The organism is Rouxiella chamberiensis (assembly GCF_026967475.1).
Taxonomy (GTDB): Bacteria; Pseudomonadota; Gammaproteobacteria; order Enterobacterales; family Enterobacteriaceae; genus Rouxiella; species Rouxiella chamberiensis.
The window spans coordinates 3,223,167-3,243,768 of sequence record NZ_CP114058.1 but is presented as its reverse complement, the minus strand read 5'-3'; the positions used below and the strand labels follow the sequence as shown (position 1 = coordinate 3,243,768).

The window sequence follows — 20,602 nt, the reverse complement described above, 5'->3', positions numbered from 1 at the left end:
CGATGACAGAATGTCGCTTTCGAAAAAGGGCCGTAAGAAAACTGGTCTAACTGTAACAAAGTATCAATCGGCGAAACAGCCCATTATTCCGATAAGTCGGGTCAGGTCGGCGTTAAAAGACGGTTTTTACATTGGCTGACATTACTGGACGAGCATTGACAGAGTTGAGGATGTTAAATAAATAAAGCGAGTTATTTCTAAAAATATACATTATTAACATCACGGTCACATTGTCAGCGATTGGCATTCTCTATAGGATAGCGAACCAAATGGATAATTCGCGTTTTGTTCTGCAAAACGTTGTCGCTTTCTGCCTATAGTCCCCCGGATCCGGTACTCAAACAGAAGGTCTTTTCCTGTATGACGGGGATAAACATCATGTCGCTCTACTGGTTCGCGCAGGGTATCGGGTTACTGGCTTTTTGTGTCGGCATTACCATGTTTTTCAGCCGCAGCGATCGCCGTTTCAAACAGCAGCTTTCGGCTTACAGCGCCATTATCGGCGTACATTTTCTGTTGATGGGGGCCAATTCCGCCGGCAGCGCGGCGTTGCTCAACTCGATCCGCACCCAGTTGGCACTGCGCACCCGCAGCGTCTGGGTGATGCTGGCGTTTATTATTCTGACCCTGAGTTTCGGATTGGGTAAGGCCAAACATTTGATGGAGGTGTTGCCGGTCATCGGTACCGTCGCCAGCACCTGGGCTTTATTTCGCACCAGTGGCCTGAAAACGCGGGTGATTATGTGGTTCTCGACCTGCGGCTGGGTAGCGCATAATATCTGGCTGGGATCTATTGGCGGCACGCTTATCGAAAGCAGTTTTCTCGTCATGAACGGTTTTAACATCCTGCGTTTTTACCGTATGCAGCAGCGCGGCATCGATCCCTTTGCCGTCGAAACTCAGCTCGAGAAAAAAGAGGCGCAGGCGGAAGCCGTGTGAGAATACGGCCCTTCGATGCAGGGCCGGAGGATTGACATAAGAGCGCAGGACGCCGCGTTACTTCTCCAGTTTGAGCGGCGGTAGCTGGGCAAAGATGCTGAGCAGGCCTTCTCCCCAGCCTTTGCGGATCATGGCAAAATACGGGTGATCTTCTGTAATTCGGTACTGCTGCGCATCGCTGAAACTGTCTTTCGGATAGGTCATGACATCAAGCGGCAGGCCGACAGAGAGATTGCTGCGCAGAGTGGAATCCATTGAAATCAACGCGCACTGCATCGCCTGCTCCAGCGCCGTATCATAGGTCAGCACGCGATCGATAATCGGTTTGCCGTACTTGCTTTCGCCCACCTGAAAATACGGCGTATCATGCGTCGCTTCGATGAAATTCCCCTGCGGATAAACATGGAACAGCCGCAGCCCTTCGCCCTTGATCTGCCCGCCCAGCAACAGGTTACAGCTGAAATCCGTCATGCCGCCCTGATTGTCGCCACTGTCGCGGGCAATCACTTCGCGCACCGTTTCCCCCAGCAGGCTCGCCGCATCATACATCGACTCGACGTTGAGCAAGTTGGGCACTGTGGCATCCAGACTACGGCGGTGCAGCAGGCTGAGAATGCTCTGTGTGGTCGCCAGATTGCCGGCACTCTGAATCACCAGCACGCGCTCATCGCTCTGATGAAAAACATGCAGTTTGCGGAAAGTGGAAATATGGTCCACCCCGGCATTGGTTCGCGAGTCGGAAACAAACACCAGGCCAGAGGACAATCGCATGGCCACACAGTAAGTCATACCGTTACCTGTCTTGAGTAGGGAAAAAGAGCGCTATTGAGGAGTATCGAGCATTTGCACGGCGGCTATCGTGTGCATATCTTCACACCCGCCGCCGAGACGGATACCGCGCACCGGACAAGCATCAAGATAATCTATCCCGATGGCGAGTTTCAAATGCTGATTGGGCTGACAGGTATTATTGGTGACATCAAAACTCTGCCAGCGGCCGTCTATCCAGGCTTCGGCCCAGGCGTGCGTCGCCACGTGTTCCGTATCCTGACTGTAGAGATAGCCGCTCACGTAGCGCGCCGGAATGCCCAGACTGCGGCAGCAGGCGAGAAACACGTGCGTGTGATCCTGACAGACTCCCTGCTGCGCGCCAAACGCCTGCGCGGCGCTGTCCTTGACCGTCGTCGTGCCCGGACTGTAAGGCATTTTCAAAAGCAGTTCGCCCATCAGCTTGCATAGACTCTCGTGCTGCGCCTGCGGACGATAGTAGCGCGAGGCGAAATCGCGGATGGCGGCATCGGCGTGCGTCAGCGGGCTGGCACGCAGAAACACCAGCGGCGAGAGATGCCCGAAGTTGTCGTCCTCGACGTTATCTTCGATTTCCACCACGCCGGTTCGCCTCGATGGTAATGGCCTGATGCGGCTGGTCGAGGGTTAACACGTGCAGCACGTTGCCGTAGGCATCAATGGTGCGCGTGGCGTATTCCGGCAGGCTCAGTTCCCAGGTGAGGATCTTCTGGTGGCTGGAGTTCTGCGGCGTCAGACGAAGATACTGGGTCGAACGTTTAACCTGTTGCGCATAGGTATAATGCGTCTGATGACTGACGTTAAGTTTCATTGTGCCTCCAAATAGGTCTGGTGAACGCTCTCGGCAATCGCATTGGTCTGGTTGAGGAAGTCATTCAGCCAGTCGCTGAGGCCGACTTCCTGAATCTCGGCGAGGGTGGAGAAGCGCAGTTGGGCATGCAAGGTATGGGCGCGACGGCGCGGCAGATTGCCTGCGCTGCCGCCTATCAGTTCCAGCTGTTCGGTGATGACCTCGACGCAGGCCAGCAGCGAACGGGGCAGTTCGCGTCGCAGAATCAGCAAGTCGGCGATGGTTTCCCGGCTAAGTTGCTGTTTGTAGAGGCTATGGAAGGCTTCACGGGCGCTGACCGCGCGCAGCAGCGTGTCCATGCGATAGTATTCGCGCACCGGATCCTCGTCGGCATCCAGCAGCTGATTTTTGGCCTCAAGCAGGCGTGCGGTGCTGTCTGCGCGCTCAAGCATGGTGCCGAGACGAATGAAATACAGCGCATCGCTGCGCAGCAAAGTGCCGAACATCGCGCCACGGAACAGGTGCGACCGTTCTTTTACCCAATCGAAGAAGCTGTCTGCGCCCGCCGACCCGACGCCCTGGCGGCGGATGATTTTCATTTCAATCCACGAGGCGTTGATGCTTTCCCACACTTCCGACGACAGGCTGCCGCGCACCGCGTGGGCATTGTTCCACGCCATCTGCATGCAGCTGATAATGCTGCTGTGGTTGTTGCTGTCGATGGCAAAGAAATGCAGCAGGTTGTTCATGGTGACCTGCTGATAGGTTTCGTTAAACAGCGACTGGGTGCCGGTCAGCAGCAGCGGCACCAGAAGATCATGGTTGCTGTCGCGGATAGACATCATCGACAGCTTGTTGGTCACGTCCATCAGGCGGGCAATGTTTTCGGCGCGCTCGAGATAGCGGGCCATCCAATAGAGTTCACTGGCTGTTCTGCTTAGCATGCGTCATCCTCCAAAACCCAGGTGTCCTTGGTGCCGCCGCCCTGTGACGAATTGACCACAAGCGATCCTTCGGCCAGCGCCACGCGGGTCAGTCCGCCCGGCACCAGCCGGATTTCGGCACCGGTCAGCGCGAACGGACGCAGGTCGATATGGCGCGGAGCCAGACCGTCGTCGACAAAAGTCGGGCAGGTCGAGAGCGCCAGTGTCTCCTGCGCGATGTAGTTTTGCGGCCGCGCCCTGAGAAGCTGGCGGAAGGTTTCGATTTCACCCTGCGTCGCCTGCGGGCCAATCAGCATGCCGTAACCGCCTGCGCCATGAACCTCTTTCACCACCATCTTTTCGAGGTTGGCGAGCACGTAGGAGAGATCCGTTTCCTTGCGGCACTGCCAGGTCGGCACATTGTTGAGGATCGGATCTTCGCCGAGGTAATAGCGGATCATCTCCGGCACATAAGGGTAGATAGACTTGTCGTCGGCAACGCCGGTGCCGATTGCATTGGCCAGCACCACATTGCCGGTGCGGTAGACCGACAGCAACCCCGGCACGCCCAGCATCGAATCGGCGCGGAAGGCGAGCGGGTCAAGAAACGCGTCATCGAGACGGCGATAGATAACATCGACCTTGCATGGCCCGGCGGTCGTGCGCATAAACACGGCCCCTTCCTTGACGAACAGATCCACACTTTCTACCAGCTCCACGCCCATCTGCTGCGCGAGGAAGCTGTGTTCGAAATAGGCGCTGTTGAAACGGCCCGGCGTAAGCACTACAACGGTCGGATCGTTGACCGGCGTGCTTTCGCGCAGGGTTTGCAGGAGATGGGAAGGGTAGCGGGAAACCGGCGCAATGCGCTGTTCGCTAAAGAGTTCGGGATAGAGCCGCATCATCATCTTGCGGTTTTCCATCATGTAAGAGACGCCCGATGGCGTGCGCAGGTTGTCTTCCAGCACATAATATTCGCCGTCGCCGCCGCGAACCATGTCGGTGCCGGCAATATGCGCGTAGGTGTCGCGATGCAGATCCACACCCTGCATGCACGGCTGGTATTGATCGTTGGCCAGAACCTGTTCGGCGGGAACGATCCCGGCCTTGAGGATCCGCTGATCGTGGTAGATATCATGCAGGAAGCAGTTCAGCGCCTGTACCCGCTGACGAATGCCGCTATCCAGCATCTGCCACTCTCTGGCCGGAATAATGCGCGGCACGCTGTCAAAGGGGATCAGGCGCTCGGCACCGTCGTCGTCCCCGTACACGTTGAAGGTAATCCCCACCCGATGAAACAACAGCGCGGCTTCCTCTTTCTTGCGCTGTACGGCCTGTTGATCGGCCTGCTGTAACCATTGCCAGTAGGCTTGATAATGGCTGCGGTGTTGCCCCTTGGCCATTAACATTTCATCAAAAAAGGGCGAATCGAAAAGATCTATATTAATCATCATCACCTCACTGACATAACAGGCTAGGGTTCGTGCATACCTGAAATCGACCGCACACAGAGACTACGCATAAAGTGTGCCAGCGTGCAGATTTCCGGGAAAATCGCCGAAACAGTGGGGAGATCGCGCTTCAAGAGTGCGCATGACGACGCAAAATGCCAAAAAATGAGCGAAAAAAGTGCGTCATTCTTGATTATGAGCGGTAATGGGGCATTAACAAGACGGGAGCAAAAACTAAAAAGGCCAGCGCGAGGCTGACCTTTCAGGAAAGAGAGCAGGCTTAGCGACGAACGGCGATAGCTTCAATCTCGATGTTGACGTCCTTTGGCAGACGGGCAACTTCCACGCAGGAGCGCGCCGGGAACGGTGCATTGTGCTCGGTGAAGAAGGCTTCATAAGTCGCGTTGACGGTCGCGAAGTCGTTAAGATCTTTAACGAACACGGTGGTTTTCACGATATCGGCCACTTTCAGGCCGGCCGCTTCGACGATAGCCTGCACGTTTTCAAGCGACTGACGCGCCTGTGCCGCAATGTCGTCTGCAACCGCGCCGGTTTTAGGATCGACAGGGATCTGACCGGAGGTGATGATCATGCTGCCGAGATCAACGCCCTGCACGTAAGGACCGATAGCCGCTGGTGCATTTTCTGTACTGATTACGCGAGACATACTAGTTCCTTGTTGAATTGAAAAGCCTTGTGGATTGAACAAGGCCTGACTGAAAAAAATGCGTTCAGACAGTATAGGGAGCGGGGCGCAGGAAATCATCCCCCAATCTCCCGCGCTATTCGTTATTCAACACCACCTGATGCTCGAACTCTTTCTCGCAGTACTTGCACTGCAAATGCACTTCATCATGGCGATTTTTCACCGCGAAGCTGGATTTTACAGGCTCGAAACGGCTGATGCAGTTGCCATTCGGGCAGCGCAGCACGCCTTCGATACGATCCGGCAGGCTTGGGTGCAGCTTTTTGACCACCACGTAATCGTCGATACGGTTGACCGTCGCATGCGGGGCATACACGGCCAGCTGATTGACCTGCGATTCGGTCAAGAAGGTGTTCTCTATCTTGATGATGTCCTTGCGGCCCAGCTCGTTGGACGGCAAATTCAGGCCGATGGTGATCCGCTGGTCGGTTTCCGTAAGTTTAAACAGCGACAGCAATTTAAAGCCGACCTGCGCGGGAATATGGTCGATAACCGTGCCGCATTTGATGGCTTCTACCTGGAGTTTATTGTCTTGCGTCATGATGCGCTCCTTATTCGGCGGTGTCGGCGTTGAGAACCAGTGCCAGCAAAGCTTGGCGTGCGTAAATCCCGTTACCGGCCTGCTGGAAATACCAGGCGTAAGGGGTGCTGTCGACGTCGGTGGTAATTTCGTCGATGCGCGGCAGCGGGTGCAGCACCTTCAGATTCGGCCGGGCTTCGGCCAGATCGGCGGCGCGCAGGATGAACTGGGCTTTGACGTTGGCGTATTCGGACGGGTCCAGACGCTCTTTCTGCACGCGCGTCATATAGAGAATATCCAGCTCCGGCACCACTTCATCAATGCTTTCATGCAGGCTGTATTCGATGCCTTTCTCTTCCAGCAGATTCAGAATGTATTCCGGCATCGCCAGCGCATCGGGCGCGATAAAGTAGAAGCGGTTGCCGTTGAACTTGGCCAGCGCCTGCGCCAGGCTGTGAACCGTGCGGCCATATTTCAGGTCGCCGACCATCGCAATCTTGATGTTGTCCAGACGGCCCTGGGTTTCGCGAATGGTAAACAGGTCGAGTAGAGTCTGGGTAGGATGCTGATTCGCGCCATCGCCGGCATTGAGAATTGGAATGCCGCCCGAGAATTCGGTTGCCAGTCGCGCCGCGCCTTCCTGCGGATGGCGCATGACGATAGCATCCACGTAGGTGCCAATCACCGAAATCGTGTCGGCCAGCGTTTCGCCTTTCTTGCCGAGCGAGGTGTTGCTGCCGTCGGCAAAACCGACCACCTGAGCGCCCAGGCGATGGATGGCCGTTTCGAAAGACAGGCGGGTCCGCGTCGAGGCTTCAAAAAAGCAGCTGGCGATCACTTTGTGTTTCAACAGTTCAGGCTGCGGATTGGCTTTCAGGCTTGCAGCGGTGTCCAGCACCTGCTCAAGCGCTTCCCGGCTGAGATCGTTAATTGAAATAATGTGTTTTTGATACAGCGGATTGGCCATTTTCGCTCTCCTCTACGATGACAGACAAAAAAAAGCCCCTCAATGAGGGGCTTTCAGCGATCGATTCTTTGTTTGCAGAACCACGGATGCCTGCAAGGCAATAACGGGAGACAACGGCTGAACGCCGCCAGCAGGCACTGGATTCGGTGACGCGTCGAAGCGCAATGTCGTGATGTTTTTCATGTCAGTCTCCCGGCAAATTGTGGCGCATTATACGCGCACGAATCTTGCCTGCAAGAGGGTGACCTCACCTTTTTGCTTTCCCCAATCCCCGTCGCAGCAATCGGTTGGCCTTCGACTTTTTCAGCGAGATCATGATTTTTCTTCGCCAGCGGCGCAGTCCGCCCAGTTTCTCCGGCGCCTTGAGTTTGTGTTCAATCCAGACCACCTGCCACGGCTGTAGCCGCATCTGTCCGGTAAAGGCTTCGCCGCCAATCAGATCCTCACCTTCGACCGCGAGTTTAAAGGTTTGCGACTGACTGCTGATATTGAAGATGCAGCTGATCCGGTTATCGGTTTTAGGATCAAAGCGTTCAATGGCAAACAGTTTTTCGCTCAGTTCAAACACCCGCTGACCGGCCTGAGGCGAGAAGGCAGGGCGGGATCGCCGAATCGCGATCAGTTTTTTCAAGCCGTTGAACACCTCCGATCGCAGCGATCCTTTTGTCTCCAGCTCTTTCTCGAGTTCATCCAGCTTGAGCTTCTTGCGGTTGATACGCCGGTTGATACCGGACTGATGCATGCCGTCGAGATCGTTTTCGCTGCCAAGCAGGCTGTGGATATAAAGGGCCGGAACGCCCAGAAACGCCAGCAGCAGCGCCTGTGCGGCAAGAAACTTGCGCGTTTTCAGCTCGACGCTGTCGTTGGCTTCCGTCAGCGCGCTAAGGTAGTTGATGTTCAGCTCGTAAGGCGAATGGGTGCCGTCGCCGTTGTCTTTGTAGGAGACGCGCCCCTCTTTGCGCTGCGTCTCCTGCGCCATATATTTGCGCTCGTCGTCGTGGAGAAAGGTTTCTGTCGGACGCAGGCCGATGCCGTCATGGCTCGACAGGAAGTTGAAATAGGTGGTTTTGGGATAGTGCGCTTCCGCGTTGAGGCCTTGCGCCCACTGTGTCAGCTTGCGGGTGTCTTCGCGCAGGAAGGCGTGCAGCGTCAGCGGCGGCAGCGCAAACTGATAGACCATGTGCGCCTCGTCGCCTTCACCAAAATAGCTGATGTTTTCATGATGCGGCACGTTGGTTTCGGTAATGATGCGGGTGCCGGGGATCACCTCATCCAGAATGGTGCGCCACAGCTTGATGATGTTGTGCGCCTGCGGGCGGTGAATACAGGTGGTGCCCAGCTCTTTCCAGATATAGCCAATCGCGTCGAGGCGAATCGACTGTCCGCCGCTGGCCGCATACTGCAACAGCACGTCGATGCTTTCGAGCAGGACCTGCGGATTCTTGAAATTGATGTCTATCTGATCTTCGCTGAACGTGGTCCACAGATAAAGCTGTGTGCCGTCGGCCTTGATGAACGGCGTCAGCAGCGGCGAGGCGCGCGGACGCACGACGCGGCTGTAATCCAGCTCGGGCTTGGCTTCAATCAGGTAATCGCGATAGTAGGGATCGTCATTGATATAACCTTTCACCCAGTCGCTCGAACGGGAAATATGGTTGATGACGCAGTCGAACATCATGTTGAAATGGGCGGAGAGGTGATGGATATCGCTCCAGCCGCCCAGATGTTCGTCGATGCGCCGGTAATCAATCACGCTAAAGCCGTCGTCCGAGCTGTACGGGTACATCGGCAGAATATGAATATCGCTGATGCTGTCTTTCAGATGTTTTTGCGCAAAGTCATTCAGGGTGGCAAGCGGAGGGCGGTCGGGCTGCGAAATCGTGTCGCCGTAGGTAATGAGATACACGTTGGTGCCGTCGACCCACTCCGACGAACGATGTTCTCCGTAACGCCATTTGTCTCCAAGATGCAGAATCTTCTTTATCAGATCGCCAATATGTTCCTTGGGATAGACTCTACTCAGCAAACTTTCCAAACGAAGCACGAACTCGGGATTTACGGCGCCCATAACTCTTCCCTTTTTTATTCACATGGTGAAAGGTTAGTAGAAAAAGTGCGCAGTCGACGGGTAAAGGACGGTAAAGAAGGTAAGGGAGAGGGCAGAAGCGCTTGAAAAGTCAGCCCGCCAAGATGCTGCGCGCTGACTTGATCAATTTGTGCTTAAAGCGAGCCGAGGGTGGCGAGCATGACCGCCTTGATGGTGTGCATGCGGTTTTCGGCCTGATCGAACACAACGCTGTGCGCCGACTCGAACACGTCGTCGGACACTTCCATCCCGCCGTGCAGATCGTATTCTTCGGCCATTTGACGGCCAAGCGTGGTTTGATCGTCATGGAAAGCCGGCAGGCAGTGCAGGAACTTGACCTGCGGATTGCCGGTTTTCGCTATCATGGCCATGTTGACCTGATAGGCGCGCAGCAAATTGATGCGCTCTTTCCATACCGCTTTCGGCTCGCCCATCGATACCCAAACATCGGTATACAGGAAGTCTGCGCCTTTCACTCCCGCATCGATGTCTTCCGTCAGCGTGATGGAACCGCCGTTCTCCTGCGCCAGCTGCTGACAGCTTGCGACCAGCTCCGCTTCGGGCCAGCAGGCCGAAGGCGCAACCAGACGTAAATCCAGACCGCACAACGCGGCGGCTTCAAGCAGGGAGTTGCCCATGTTGTTGCGCGCGTCGCCGAGATAGGCCAGCGACATCTGCGACAGCGCCTTGCCCGGCAACTGCTCCTGCATGGTCAGCAAATCGGCCAGCAGCTGCGTCGGGTGGAATTCATCGGTCAGTCCGTTCCAGACCGGCACGCCCGCGTGTTCCGCCAGCGTCTCGACAATGTCCTGGCCGAAACCGCGATACTGAATACCGTCGAACATTCTGCCCAGCACGCGCGCGGTGTCTTTCATCGACTCCTTATGGCCGATTTGACTGCCGCTCGGGCCGAGATAGGTGACTTGCGCGCCCTGATCGTATGCGGCAACTTCGAAAGAGCATCGGGTGCGGGTCGAGTCTTTTTCGAAGATGAGCGCGATGTTCTTGCCTTTCAGGGACGGCTTTTCGGTGCCGTTCTTCTTGGCCGTTTTTAACTCTGCGGACAGTTTCAACAGGGTCGCGATTTCTGACGGGGTAAAATCCAGTAGCCTAAGAAAATGGCGTTTGTTTAACAGACTCATGTGCCTATCTCCGAAACATATATAATGAATTAAAATTCAATTTATATGTATGAATATGCAAATACAACCCCAAAGTAAAAACTTTGTCGTTTATAGTGGAGGAGAGCCGTCTGCTGTGTGAAAATAGCGTACAAACGTCATATTGATTGAGGACCGAGGCATGGCAAACCGTGAATTGCTGGACGAACAACGTGAAGAGACCCGCTTAATCATCGAAGAGCTGTTGGAAGACGGCAGCGATCCTGACGCGCTTTACACTATTGAGCATCATTTCTCCTGCGAGAAATTCGAAGTTTTAGAGCGAGCAGCCGTAGAAGCCTTCAAGCTGGGCTATGAAGTGACCGACGCAGAAGAGCTGGAAGTTGAAGACGGCTCAATGGTGATGTGCTGCGACATCATCAGCGAAGTTGCGCTGAACGCCGACATCATCGACAAGCAGGTCGAGCAGCTGGTGGCGCTGGCCGAAGCAAGCGGCGTAAACTACGACGGTTGGGGCACCTATTTCGAAGACCCGAACGGCGAAGACGGCGATGATGAAGACGAGTACGAAGACGACGAAGAAGAAGACGACGTCGCCGAGAAGAAGTCTGTTGATAAAGACGACGACGGCAAACGCCACTAATCACCGCGTCTCTTCTGCGCCCCGGCGCTTGAACACGCTGTGATTTCGACACAAAAGCCGACGAAAGTCGGCTTTTTTTATTCCTGAAACAGAAGATTACAGCGTTTTTAACATCGTGACTTCACAGTCGACGTGGCCGGTGCTGCCGAGTGCGCCGTCGATGTGTTCGAAACCGAGATGTTCATACAGCGCGATGGCCTGTGTCAGACTGGCGGTGGTTTCCAGATAACAGCGGGAAAATCCCTGCTCTTTGGCATGGGCAAGCGCCTGCAACGCCAGCCGTTTTGCCAGACCCTTACCGCGCAGGCTGGACATGAAATACATCTTTTGCAGTTCGCACAGACTCTCGTCGCCGCCCACCAGAGGCGCAATACCGCCGCCGCCGGCTATCTCGCCATTCAGCTCAACCACCCAGTACGCGCTGCGTGGCTGGCTGTACATTTCACACAGAATATCCAGATTGGGATCGGCCACGGTATAGCCCTTGTCGGCCGTCAGACCAAATTCGGCGGACACCGTGCGGATCACGTTCGCGATCGCGGCGTTGTCATCACAGGTAATGCGGCGTACCGAAATCGTGTCCTGTGGCGTGTCGAGTTTCACTGCTGTTGTCATTGCGTACTTACCCCACACCCTATGTTCATGAAGCTACCGCTGCATGAGCGGCGAGTCGTCACTTCAACGATCCGGGTCTGCTAAATTTTGAATTATTTGAATCGGCTCAACGCGATTTCTTGTTCTTGTGCATTTAATACCGCGAGCGGACGCGTTTTGCAATTGTAAAAAAAACGGCAGAGCGTTTACTCTGCCGTTTTAAGGGGTATCGACCGGCCGAAATTACAGCGCGGCGATGGTCACCTGTTGTTCCTGAATCTTTATCTTCGCTTCGGCACAGGCTTGCAGACGTTCGCGCTCTTTCGCGACCACGGCTTCCGGTGCACGCGCGACAAAGCCTTCGTTGGACAGCTTGGCTTCGATACGCTCGACTTCGGCATCCAGCTTGGCAATCTCTTTGCCAAGACGCTCAAGCTCGGCTTCCTTGTCGACCAGACCCGCCATCGGGATCAGCAGTTCGGCACCTTCCACCAGTTTGGTGACGGAAACCGGACCCTTGTCGCCCACAGGCAGTACAGTGATGGACTCGAGACGCGCCAGCGATTTGATAAAGCTCAGGTTCTGCTCGACACGACGCTGGGCATCGGCGCTTGCGCCACGCAGCAACAGGTCCAGCGGTTTGCCCGGCGCGATGTTCATTTCGGCACGCACGTTACGAATCGCGATGATAGCCTGTTTGATCCACTCGAGGTCGACCAGGGCGCTTTCATCGGCTTTCTCCGGCGAATATTCCGGGAAAGGTTGCAGCATGATGGTGTCTGCAGTGATGCCTTTCAGCGGTTTCACACTCTGCCAGATGGTTTCGGTGATGAACGGAATGATCGGATGCGCAAGACGCAGCAGGCCTTCCAGCACCTCTACCAGCGTATGACGCGTACCGCGAAGCTGCGCTTCGGTGCCGCCGTTCATTACCGGCTTGGCAAGCTCCAGATACCAGTCACAGAACTGGTTCCAGGTGAATTCATACAGAATGCTCGCCGCGAGATCGAAACGATAGTTGTCCAGCGCTTCGCGGTAGGCTTTCACGGTGCGGTTGTACTCGGCCAGAATCCAGCGGTCGGCCAGAGACAGGTCCAGTTCGCCGCCGTTCAGGCCACAATCCTGCCCTTCGGTATTCATCAGCACGAAACGGCTGGCGTTCCACAGCTTGTTACAGAAGTTGCGGTAACCTTCGAGACGTTTCATGTCCCAGTTGATGTCACGACCGGTCGAGGCCAGCGCCGCAAGGGTAAAGCGCAGGGCGTCGGTGCCGTGCGGTTCGATCCCGTTCGGGAACTGCTTCTCGGTACGCTTGCGGATTTTTTCCGCCAGCTGCGGCTGCATCATGTTGCCGGTGCGTTTCTCAAGCAGGTCTTCAAGCGAGATACCGTCGATCATATCCAGCGGATCGATGACGTTACCTTTTGACTTGGACATCTTCTGTCCTTCGTCGTCGCGGATAAGGCCGGTCATGTAAACCGTATTGAACGGCACCTGCGGCTTGCCGTTTTCGTCTTTCACGAAGTGCATGGTCAGCATGATCATGCGGGCAATCCAGAAGAAGATGATGTCGAAACCGCTGACAACCACGCTGCTTGGGTGGAAGGCTTTCAGGTCCGGCGTCTCGTTTGGCCAGCCCAGCGTGGAGAAGGTCCACAGGCCGGAGGAGAACCAGGTGTCCAGCACGTCTTCGTCCTGGCTCAGCACAACGTCTGCGCCCAGGTTGTTTTCGCGGCGCACTTCTTCTTCGTCGCGACCGACGTAGACTTTGCCTTCTGCGTCGTACCATGCCGGAATGCGGTGACCCCACCACAGCTGACGCGAGATGCACCAGTCCTGAATGTCGCGCATCCAGCTGAAGTACATGTTTTCATACTGTTTGGGCACGAACTGGATTTCGCCGTCTTCGACCGCTTCAACGGCCACTTTGGCCAGTGGTGCAGTGCGCACGTACCATTGGTCGGTCAGCATAGGTTCGATAACCACGCCGCCGCGATCGCCATAAGGAATGGTCAGGTCGTGCGGTTTGATGTCTTCAAGCAGGCCGAGTTCGTCGAAGGCGGCGACAATGGCTTTACGCGCGGCAAAGCGCTCGAGGCCACGGAACTGCTCGGGAATCTCGTTGCTGCACGCGTCGCTTTCTTCGCCTTTGGTATCAAACACTTCGGCACTCTGACGGATATCGCCATCGAACGTCAGGATGTTGATCATCGGCAGGCCGTGACGTTTACCGACTTCATAGTCGTTAAAGTCGTGGGCAGGCGTGATTTTCACACAGCCGGTGCCTTTTTCCATGTCGGCGTGTTCATCGCCAAGAATTGGAATGCGGCGACCAACCAGCGGCAGGATAACTTCCTTGCCAATCAGGTCTTTGTAGCGCGGATCTTCAGGATTAACCGCAACGCCGGCATCGCCCAGCTCGGTTTCGGGACGAGTAGTGGCGACCACCAGATAATCTTTGCCATCGGCCGTTTTCACGCCGTCGGCCAGCGGATAGCGCAGGTGCCAGATGGAACCCTTGGATTCGCGGTTTTCAACTTCGAGGTCGGAGATAGCCGTGCGCAGTTTAGGATCCCAGTTGACCAGGCGCTTGCCACGGTAAATCAGATCTTCTTTATAGAGACGCACAAACACTTCGCGAACGGCGTTGGACAGGCCTTCATCCATGGTGAAGCGCTCGCGCTCCCAGTCCACGGAGTCGCCGAGACGGCGCATCTGACGGGTGATGGTGCCGCCCGATTCCGATTTCCATTCCCAGATTTTGTCGATAAACGCTTCACGACCGTAATCTTTACGGGTTTTGCCTTCTTCGGCGGCAATCTTGCGCTCGACAACCATCTGCGTGGCGATACCGGCGTGGTCGGTCCCCGCCTGCCACAGCGTATTTTTGCCCTGCATGCGCTGGTAGCGGATCATGGCATCCATGATTGTTTGCTGGAAAGCGTGACCCATATGCAAGCTACCGGTAACGTTCGGCGGCGGGATCATGATGCAGAAGCTTTCCTTGCTGGTATCACCGTTAGGCTTGAAATAGCCCTGTTCTTCCCAGTGCTCGTAAAGCGGTTGCTCGATATCTTGCGGGTTATATGTCTTATCCATTTCGCTTCGTTATTCTGTAGTCGTTGTATTGACGTCGGGCGGTGTCGCCGTGGTCAAATTGAAGCCGACGCTGCGATAGGCTTTGTAGCGTTCGCGCGCCAACTGCTTTAAGGAATCTTCGTAAGGAACGAAGTCTACCACTTCATGGAAAGCGGTGGCAAAATCTGCAAACTGCCCAAGCAGGCTAATCAGCAAATCTCGCGGGGCGTTTCCACGTTTTCCGGGCCAGCATAGCTCGACGGGCGCGCCGAAACGCGGGCCTTCGCCTGCCAGATTGTGTGGCACAAACTGGTCGGCCTCACGTTTCCACAGCGCCTCGTCCAGCCGTTCGGCCTGCTTCTGGTCGTCGCAGGCAATCAGCACCCGTTGACCCGCACGGTAGCGTTGGGCAGCTATCTGACAGGCCAGCGCTTCATGGCTGGCAAGCTCGCCGCCGCCGTCTGGAGAATCGAGTAGAAAGAATGTTGCCTGTTTCATAGGTGCCTTCCTGACACCGCTTTCCGTAGCGTTTCGGAAAGCGGGTTTGCAGCCGCGGGCGATTAATCGTCGCCGTTAAGACCTGCACGGTTTAACAGGAACTGGGACAGCAGAGAAACGGGACGTCCCGTAGCTCCCTTGTTTTTACCCGAACGCCACGCGGTACCGGCGATGTCCAGGTGAGCCCAGTTATACTTCTCGGCAAAGTGTGACAGGAATACGCCCGCGGTGATAGCACCGCCCGGACGACCGCCGATGTTTGCCATGTCTGCAAAGTTGGATTGCAGCTGCTCGTCGTATTCGTCACCCATTGGCAGACGCCATGCGCGGTCGCCGGATTGTTCGGATGCAGTGATAAGCTCGTGCGCCAGCGGGTTGTGATTCGACAGCAGGCCGGTGATGTGATGACCCAGCGCAATCACGCAGGCACCGGTCAGGGTGGCGACGTCGATAACCAGTTCCGGGTCGAAACGCTCGACGTAGGTTAGCGCATCGCACAGCACCAGACGGCCTTCGGCATCGGTATTCAGCACTTCGACGGTTTTGCCGGACATGGTGGTCAGAATGTCGCCCGGACGGAATGCGCGGCTGCCCGGCATGTTTTCGCATCCGGCCAGAACGCCCACGACGTTCAGCGGCAACTTGAGCTCGGCCACAACGCGCATCACGCCGTACACGGTCGCGGCGCCACACATGTCATACTTCATTTCATCCATGTCGGCCGCAGGCTTGATGGAGATGCCGCCGGAGTCGAAGGTCAGACCTTTACCGACCAGTACAATCGGCCTGGCGTCGGCGTTGGGATTGCCTTTATATTCCATCACCGACATCAGCGATTCGTTCTGCGAACCCTGACCGACCGCCAGATAGGCATTCATGCCCAGCTCTTTCATCTGCTGGTTCGCCGATGACGCGAGTCGTGATATTGGTGCTGAAGGCATCCGCCAGCTGGCGCGCCTGTGAGGCCAGATAGGCCGCATTACAGATGTTTGGCGGCATATTGCCTAAATCTTTCGCCGCTTTCACGCCGTAGGAGATAGCCAGACCGTGGGCAATTGCGCGATCACCGCTGTTGAGTTCGCGGCGAGTCGGCACGTTGAAGACCATTTTACGCAGCGGACGACGCGGCTCGACCTTGTTGGTTTTCAGCTGGTCGAACGTATAAAGCGACTCTTTCGAGGTTTCGACGGCCTGACGCACTTTCCAGTAGGTATTGCGGCCCTTGACGTGAAGCTCGGTGAGGAAGCAAACGGCTTCCATAGAACCGGTTTCGTTCAGGGCGTTGATGGTTCTCTGGATAACCTGCTTGTATTGGCGCTCGTCGAGTTCACGTTCCTTACCACAGCCTACCAGCAGAATACGCTCGGACAGAATGTTTGGAACATGGTGCAGGAACAGGGTCTGGCCCACTTTTCCTTCCAGTTCGCCGCGGCGGAGCAGGGCGCTGATATACCCGTTGCTGATCTTGTCGAGCTGTTCAGCCATAGGAGATAGGCGGCGAGGTTCAAATACGCCGACTACAATACAGGCACTGCGCTGTTTTTCCGGGCTGCCGCTTTTTACACTGAACTCCATGCACTCTCCTGAATCTTAAAGACAAAGGCGGGGGTACGGATAGAATGGGGCATCCGTTACACTCTCCCGTCATTGATGTAATGACCTGTGTTAACCTGAACGGCGATAAATTTTATTTTTGGCGCCTATAAGCATCTTCCTATAGGTCACCCAAATTTACAGTGGTGTAATACTATTTTAGCTGTGAAGGTTGCCATATGATGAGAAAAAATGACGGATTAGCGATGAAATTATCGATTTTCCTGCAAAAAGACAAGTTTTCACAGGCGTATTCAGCGTGATCATCATTAGATATCTGGTTAGGGAAACCTTCAAGAGCCAAATTGCGATCCTGTTTATTCTGCTACTCATCTTCTTCTGTCAGAAGCTGGTCAGGATACTGGGTGCGGCAGTCGATGGCGATATCCCGACAAACTTAGTCATTCGGCTGCTTGGGTTAGGCATACCCGAGATGGCTCAACTCATCCTGCCACTCAGCCTTTTCCTGGGACTGCTGATGACGCTCGGCAAGCTCTATACTGACAGTGAAATCACTGTTATGCACGCCTGCGGACTTGGAAAAAGGTCACTAATCGTTGCTGCCATGCTTCTGGCGCTGCTTACCTCTATTTTCGCAGGTATTAATGCGTTTTGGGCCGGTCCGTGGTCCTCGAAACATCAGGATGAAGTGATGGCCGAGGCGCGTGCCAATCCAAGCGCGGCGGCGATGGCGGCCGGGAAGTTTACCCCGTCTTCCGACGGCAGTTCGGTGCTGTTTGTAGGCAGCGTGCGCGGAAAAGAGTTCAGTAACGTCTTCCTGGCGCAGCTTAGACCCAACAATAATCAGCGACCTTCAGTCGTTGTGGCCGAACACGGTCACATGGACCAGCGTCCCGACGGCGCCCAGCAGGTCACGCTGGATACCGGCACCCGCTATGAAGGAACTGCGCTGCTGCGCGACTTCCGTATCACCAACTTCACCGACTATCTGGCCGTTATCGGTCGTCGCGCCGTTGAAATCGACAGCAGCGATGCCGAGCAGATGAGCATGACGCAGCTGGTGCAGTCGCCGACCGTCGAGGCGCGCGCCGAACTGAACTGGCGTCTGACGCTGGTAGTGTCCGTGTTTATCATGGCGCTGATGGTCGTACCGCTTTCTGTCGTCAACCCGCGTCAGGGGCGTGTGCTGAGCATGCTGCCCGCTATCTTCCTGTATCTCATCTTCTTCCTGCTGCAAAGCTCGTTGAAATCGAATGCCGAGAAAGGGAAGCTTGATCCGATGATCTGGATGTGGGTCACCAATCTGGTGTATCTGGCGATCGCCGTATTGCTCAACCTGTGGGATACCCTGCCTATGCGCAGAATTCGCGCCCGTTTGAGAGGAGCGGCCTGATGTTTGGAGTTTTGGACCGTTATATCGGACGCACGATTTTCAACACCATCATGATGACGCTGTTCATGCTGGTGTCGCTCTCCGGCATCATCAAGTTTGTCGATCAGCTGCGTAAAGTCGGGCAGGGCAGCTATTCCGCTCTGGATGCCGGGTTGTATACCCTGCTTTCCGTGCCGAAAGACATCGAGATTTTCTTCCCGATGGCGGCGCTACTGGGTGCGCTGCTGGGGCTGGGGGCGCTTGCGACGCGCAGTGAGCTGGTGGTCATGCAGGCTTCCGGCTTCACGCGTTTGCAGGTGGCGACTTCGGTGATGAAAACCGCGATCCCGTTGGTGTTGCTGACGATGGCGATTGGCGAGTGGGTCTCTCCGCAGGGCGAACAGATGGCGCGTAACTATCGTGCCGAGCAGATGTTTGGCGGCTCGCTGGTTTCCACCCAGAGCGGTCTGTGGGCCAAAGACGGCAACGACTTTATCTTTATCGAGCACGTGACCGGCGATAACCAGATTACCGGCGTGAATATCTACCATTTCGATGACAACCATAAGCTGTTGTCCGTGCGTTACGCGACCTCTGCGCAGTATGACAACGGTAGCTGGCAGCTTTCGCAGGTTGACGAGTCCGTGCTTGGCAGTCCGACCACCATTAGCGGTTCGCAAACGCTGAACGGAGAATGGAAAACCAATCTGACGCCCGACAAGCTCGGCGTGGTCGCACTTGACCCCGATGCGCTGTCGATTAGCGGCCTGTACAACTACGTCAAATACCTCAAGCAGAGCGGTCAGGAAGCCAAGCGCTACCAGCTGAACATGTGGCGCAAGATTTTCGCGCCGCTCTCGGTCGCCGTGATGATGCTGATGGCGCTGTCGTTTATCTTCGGACCGCTGCGCAGCGTGCCGATGGGAGTTCGCGTGGTGACCGGTATCTGCTTTGGATTCCTGTTCTACGTCCTCGACCAGATCTTCGGCCCGCTCAGCCTGGTGTACAATATTCCGCCGTTATTGGGCGCGATATTACCGAGCGCCCTGTTCCTGTTTATCAGCGTGTATCTTCTTCTCAAACGCAGTTAGTCAGGCAGTAAAGATAAAAAAAGCAGCTCACTCGAGCTGCTTTTTTATTTTCCGGGAGCAAGGCCTGCTCTCGTCAGATTTCGTTGTTGCGAACCAAATCTGCGACCAGCGCATTGACGCCATCGCTCATGTTCTTGAACTTGCTCAACTCTGAACGCGTGACCACGATAAACACCCCGACACCACGCTGCGGCACCATCGCCATGTAAGTGATGAAACCGCCGCCGCCGCCTGTTTTCTGAATGATGCGCGGCAACAGCGGCGTCGGTGCCATCGTTACCCAGCCCATTCCCAGCTCGTAGGCCTGCCCCGGCACATCCATGCCTTTAAGCGAAACCAGATCGGTACGGCGATAAATCATCTTCTGCGCCAACGCCGCCGTCTGACTTTGCTGACCGTTCAGAGACGGAATGAACTGTTTCATCCAGCGGCCCATGTCTTCCGGCGTGGAATACACGCCACCGCTGCCGATTGCCGCCGTGGTATTCAGACACGGGCTTGGGCGCAGACCTTCCATCAGACGCGCGCACTGCGCCGCTGTAGGAGTGTAGGTAGTGTTCACCATCCCGTTGGGCTGCGTGATCAATTCACGGAACAGCTGGGTGTAAGGTTTGTGCGCGGCATCGGCCAGCCCGTCGGCCAGCAGGTCGAAGCCCAGATTCGAATACGCCGCGTTGGCACCCGGCGGCGTTTTCATGCTCGCCGACTGCAACCAGCTCCAGCGCTCGACGCGATTCGGCCAGGTAAACACCGGACGATGCGCCACACCGCCCGGCTGCTCGCGCGGAAGACCGCTGGTGTGCGTGGCCAGACTAAGCAGGGTAATCGGTGACGTTGGGCTGTAATACGGCACAAAGGCATTGCCCGGTGCGTATTTGCGCAGCGGATCCGTGACTTTCACCGTACCCTGTTCCGACAGCTTGACCAGCACTTCACTGGTCATCAGCTTGGTCAGCGACGCGATGCGGATTAGCGAATCCTCACGTGGACGCAACCCCGACCCCGGTTTGGTTTCTCCAAAACTGCGGAAAACCTGCTGATTATTATCAACGACAACCATGGCCATACCCATGGCGCCGCTGCCGTAATAGATGTGTTCTGCATGGTCATCGACCACCTGGGAAGCCAGACGTTGTGACTGCGCCTGACTCAGCGCCGGCAGAGTGGCAAACGCCAACGCCAGCAGCGAGAGAGAGAATTTTTTCAACAAACGCATTTCCATATAAAAGGGTAAAAGGGAGAGTTAATTTATCTTAATGGGATACGCGCAGAACCGCATGAGGAATTCATCGCTTCACTGAAAAATTTACAGTCTTACTCCGCGTTGAAGGGGCATAACGCGCAATCGGCAAATAATTGTGGGTAAACCTCGATTTTTTGCCTGAAAATCAATCTCAAAAGCGCGGTGTGACTGTTTTTTCAGCACTTGGAATAAGAACCGAGGGATAAGTATTGCGTAGGG

Annotated in this window: 17 protein-coding genes and 2 pseudogenes; 4 read left to right on the top strand and 15 right to left on the bottom strand. The window is 55.6% G+C overall.

The genetic code is table 11. From position 1 onward, the window contains the following. Positions 1-378 precede the first annotated feature (378 nt). The gene (locus tag O1V66_RS15005) at positions 379-939 is read left to right on the top strand and encodes a YgjV family protein (RefSeq protein ID WP_045048383.1); all 561 of its coding nucleotides are present in this window, start codon (positions 379-381) and stop codon (positions 937-939) included. A 57-nt stretch (positions 940-996) separates the two neighbouring features. Here the strand turns inward: O1V66_RS15005 and O1V66_RS15000 are convergent, their stop codons facing one another. From O1V66_RS15000 to argF, 10 genes and pseudogenes are all read right to left on the bottom strand, one after another. Next, positions 997-1,728, bottom strand: coding sequence for a proteasome-type protease (locus O1V66_RS15000; RefSeq protein WP_045048384.1), 732 nt, complete (start codon positions 1,726-1,728; stop codon positions 997-999). A gap of 33 nt (positions 1,729-1,761) precedes the next feature. Then, positions 1,762-2,557: pseudogene (locus O1V66_RS14995) on the bottom strand (transglutaminase family protein). Continuing rightward, on the bottom strand, positions 2,554-3,480 hold the full coding sequence (locus O1V66_RS14990) for an alpha-E domain-containing protein (protein ID WP_045048386.1): 927 nt from the start codon (positions 3,478-3,480) through the stop codon (positions 2,554-2,556). The pseudogene O1V66_RS14995 and the gene O1V66_RS14990 overlap by 4 nt, the downstream one beginning before the upstream one ends. After that, the gene (locus O1V66_RS14985) at positions 3,474-4,910 is read right to left on the bottom strand and encodes a circularly permuted type 2 ATP-grasp protein (RefSeq protein WP_045048601.1); all 1,437 of its coding nucleotides are present in this window, start codon (positions 4,908-4,910) and stop codon (positions 3,474-3,476) included. Before O1V66_RS14985 ends, O1V66_RS14990 begins: the two co-directional genes overlap by 7 nt. Positions 4,911-5,190: 280 nt before the next feature. Further along, a complete protein-coding gene (gene ridA, locus O1V66_RS14980; protein WP_045048387.1) occupies positions 5,191-5,577 on the bottom strand; it encodes a 2-iminobutanoate/2-iminopropanoate deaminase in 387 nt (128 codons plus the stop codon). 115 nt (positions 5,578-5,692) lie between these two features. Next, positions 5,693-6,157: an aspartate carbamoyltransferase regulatory subunit gene (gene pyrI / locus O1V66_RS14975; RefSeq protein ID WP_045048388.1), complete on the bottom strand. Its 465-nt coding sequence runs from the start codon at positions 6,155-6,157 to the stop codon at positions 5,693-5,695. 10 nt (positions 6,158-6,167) lie between these two features. Beyond that, positions 6,168-7,103, bottom strand: a complete 936-nt coding sequence (gene pyrB / locus O1V66_RS14970; protein ID WP_045048389.1) for an aspartate carbamoyltransferase — start codon at positions 7,101-7,103, stop codon at positions 6,168-6,170. Between the two features lie 39 nt (positions 7,104-7,142). Then, a complete protein-coding gene (locus tag O1V66_RS14965) occupies positions 7,143-7,286 on the bottom strand; it encodes a hypothetical protein (RefSeq protein ID WP_160292257.1) in 144 nt (47 codons plus the stop codon). Between the two features lie 64 nt (positions 7,287-7,350). Further along, positions 7,351-9,171, bottom strand: a complete 1,821-nt coding sequence (locus O1V66_RS14960; protein ID WP_045048390.1) for an alpha-amylase family glycosyl hydrolase — start codon at positions 9,169-9,171, stop codon at positions 7,351-7,353. Between the two features lie 152 nt (positions 9,172-9,323). After that, a complete protein-coding gene (gene argF / locus O1V66_RS14955) occupies positions 9,324-10,331 on the bottom strand; it encodes an ornithine carbamoyltransferase (protein ID WP_045048391.1) in 1,008 nt (335 codons plus the stop codon). Positions 10,332-10,491: 160 nt separating this feature from the next. Between argF and rraB the strand changes: the two genes are divergently transcribed. Next, positions 10,492-10,953, top strand: coding sequence for a ribonuclease E inhibitor RraB (gene rraB, locus O1V66_RS14950; protein ID WP_045048392.1), 462 nt, complete (start codon positions 10,492-10,494; stop codon positions 10,951-10,953). A 96-nt stretch (positions 10,954-11,049) separates the two neighbouring features. Here the strand turns inward: rraB and O1V66_RS14945 are convergent, their stop codons facing one another. The 4 genes and pseudogenes from O1V66_RS14945 to pepA all read right to left on the bottom strand — a co-directional run bounded on the left by O1V66_RS14945 (position 11,050) and on the right by pepA (position 16,698). Beyond that, a complete protein-coding gene (locus O1V66_RS14945) occupies positions 11,050-11,568 on the bottom strand; it encodes a GNAT family N-acetyltransferase (RefSeq protein WP_045048393.1) in 519 nt (172 codons plus the stop codon). Positions 11,569-11,790: 222 nt separating this feature from the next. Continuing rightward, entirely contained in the window at positions 11,791-14,646 is a 2,856-nt protein-coding gene (locus O1V66_RS14940; RefSeq protein ID WP_045048394.1) for a valine--tRNA ligase, read from the bottom strand. Between the two features lie 9 nt (positions 14,647-14,655). Beyond that, a complete protein-coding gene (locus tag O1V66_RS14935; RefSeq protein WP_045048395.1) occupies positions 14,656-15,123 on the bottom strand; it encodes a DNA polymerase III subunit chi in 468 nt (155 codons plus the stop codon). Positions 15,124-15,185: 62 nt separating this feature from the next. Then, positions 15,186-16,698 (bottom strand): annotated as a pseudogene (pepA, locus tag O1V66_RS14930) (leucyl aminopeptidase). 277 nt (positions 16,699-16,975) lie between these two features. Here pepA and lptF point away from each other — a divergent pair. Continuing rightward, the gene (gene lptF, locus O1V66_RS14925; RefSeq protein ID WP_045048397.1) at positions 16,976-18,070 is read left to right on the top strand and encodes an LPS export ABC transporter permease LptF; all 1,095 of its coding nucleotides are present in this window, start codon (positions 16,976-16,978) and stop codon (positions 18,068-18,070) included. Beyond that, positions 18,070-19,140: an LPS export ABC transporter permease LptG gene (gene lptG, locus O1V66_RS14920; protein ID WP_045048398.1), complete on the top strand. Its 1,071-nt coding sequence runs from the start codon at positions 18,070-18,072 to the stop codon at positions 19,138-19,140. The genes lptF and lptG overlap by 1 nt, the downstream gene beginning before the upstream one ends. A gap of 73 nt (positions 19,141-19,213) precedes the next feature. Here the strand turns inward: lptG and ampH are convergent, their stop codons facing one another. After that, a complete protein-coding gene (gene ampH, locus O1V66_RS14915; RefSeq protein ID WP_045048399.1) occupies positions 19,214-20,362 on the bottom strand; it encodes a D-alanyl-D-alanine-carboxypeptidase/endopeptidase AmpH in 1,149 nt (382 codons plus the stop codon). Between the last annotated feature and the right edge of the window lie 240 nt (positions 20,363-20,602).

Coding starts and splice junctions, on each gene's coding strand:
- O1V66_RS14940 (WP_045048394.1), bottom strand. CDS start 14,646: ATGGATAAGACATATAACCCGCAAGATATCGAGCAACCGCTTTACGAG.
- lptG (WP_045048398.1), top strand. CDS start 18,070: ATGTTTGGAGTTTTGGACCGTTATATCGGACGCACGATTTTCAACACC.
- pyrB (WP_045048389.1), bottom strand. CDS start 7,103: ATGGCCAATCCGCTGTATCAAAAACACATTATTTCAATTAACGATCTC.
- rraB (WP_045048392.1), top strand. CDS start 10,492: ATGGCAAACCGTGAATTGCTGGACGAACAACGTGAAGAGACCCGCTTA.
- O1V66_RS14985 (WP_045048601.1), bottom strand. CDS start 4,910: ATGATTAATATAGATCTTTTCGATTCGCCCTTTTTTGATGAAATGTTA.
- ridA (WP_045048387.1), bottom strand. CDS start 5,577: ATGTCTCGCGTAATCAGTACAGAAAATGCACCAGCGGCTATCGGTCCT.
- O1V66_RS14960 (WP_045048390.1), bottom strand. CDS start 9,171: ATGGGCGCCGTAAATCCCGAGTTCGTGCTTCGTTTGGAAAGTTTGCTG.
- O1V66_RS14990 (WP_045048386.1), bottom strand. CDS start 3,480: ATGCTAAGCAGAACAGCCAGTGAACTCTATTGGATGGCCCGCTATCTC.
- O1V66_RS14945 (WP_045048393.1), bottom strand. CDS start 11,568: ATGACAACAGCAGTGAAACTCGACACGCCACAGGACACGATTTCGGTA.
- O1V66_RS14935 (WP_045048395.1), bottom strand. CDS start 15,123: ATGAAACAGGCAACATTCTTTCTACTCGATTCTCCAGACGGCGGCGGC.
- ampH (WP_045048399.1), bottom strand. CDS start 20,362: ATGGAAATGCGTTTGTTGAAAAAATTCTCTCTCTCGCTGCTGGCGTTG.
- O1V66_RS14965 (WP_160292257.1), bottom strand. CDS start 7,286: ATGAAAAACATCACGACATTGCGCTTCGACGCGTCACCGAATCCAGTG.
- pyrI (WP_045048388.1), bottom strand. CDS start 6,157: ATGACGCAAGACAATAAACTCCAGGTAGAAGCCATCAAATGCGGCACG.
- O1V66_RS15005 (WP_045048383.1), top strand. CDS start 379: ATGTCGCTCTACTGGTTCGCGCAGGGTATCGGGTTACTGGCTTTTTGT.
- argF (WP_045048391.1), bottom strand. CDS start 10,331: ATGAGTCTGTTAAACAAACGCCATTTTCTTAGGCTACTGGATTTTACC.
- O1V66_RS15000 (WP_045048384.1), bottom strand. CDS start 1,728: ATGACTTACTGTGTGGCCATGCGATTGTCCTCTGGCCTGGTGTTTGTT.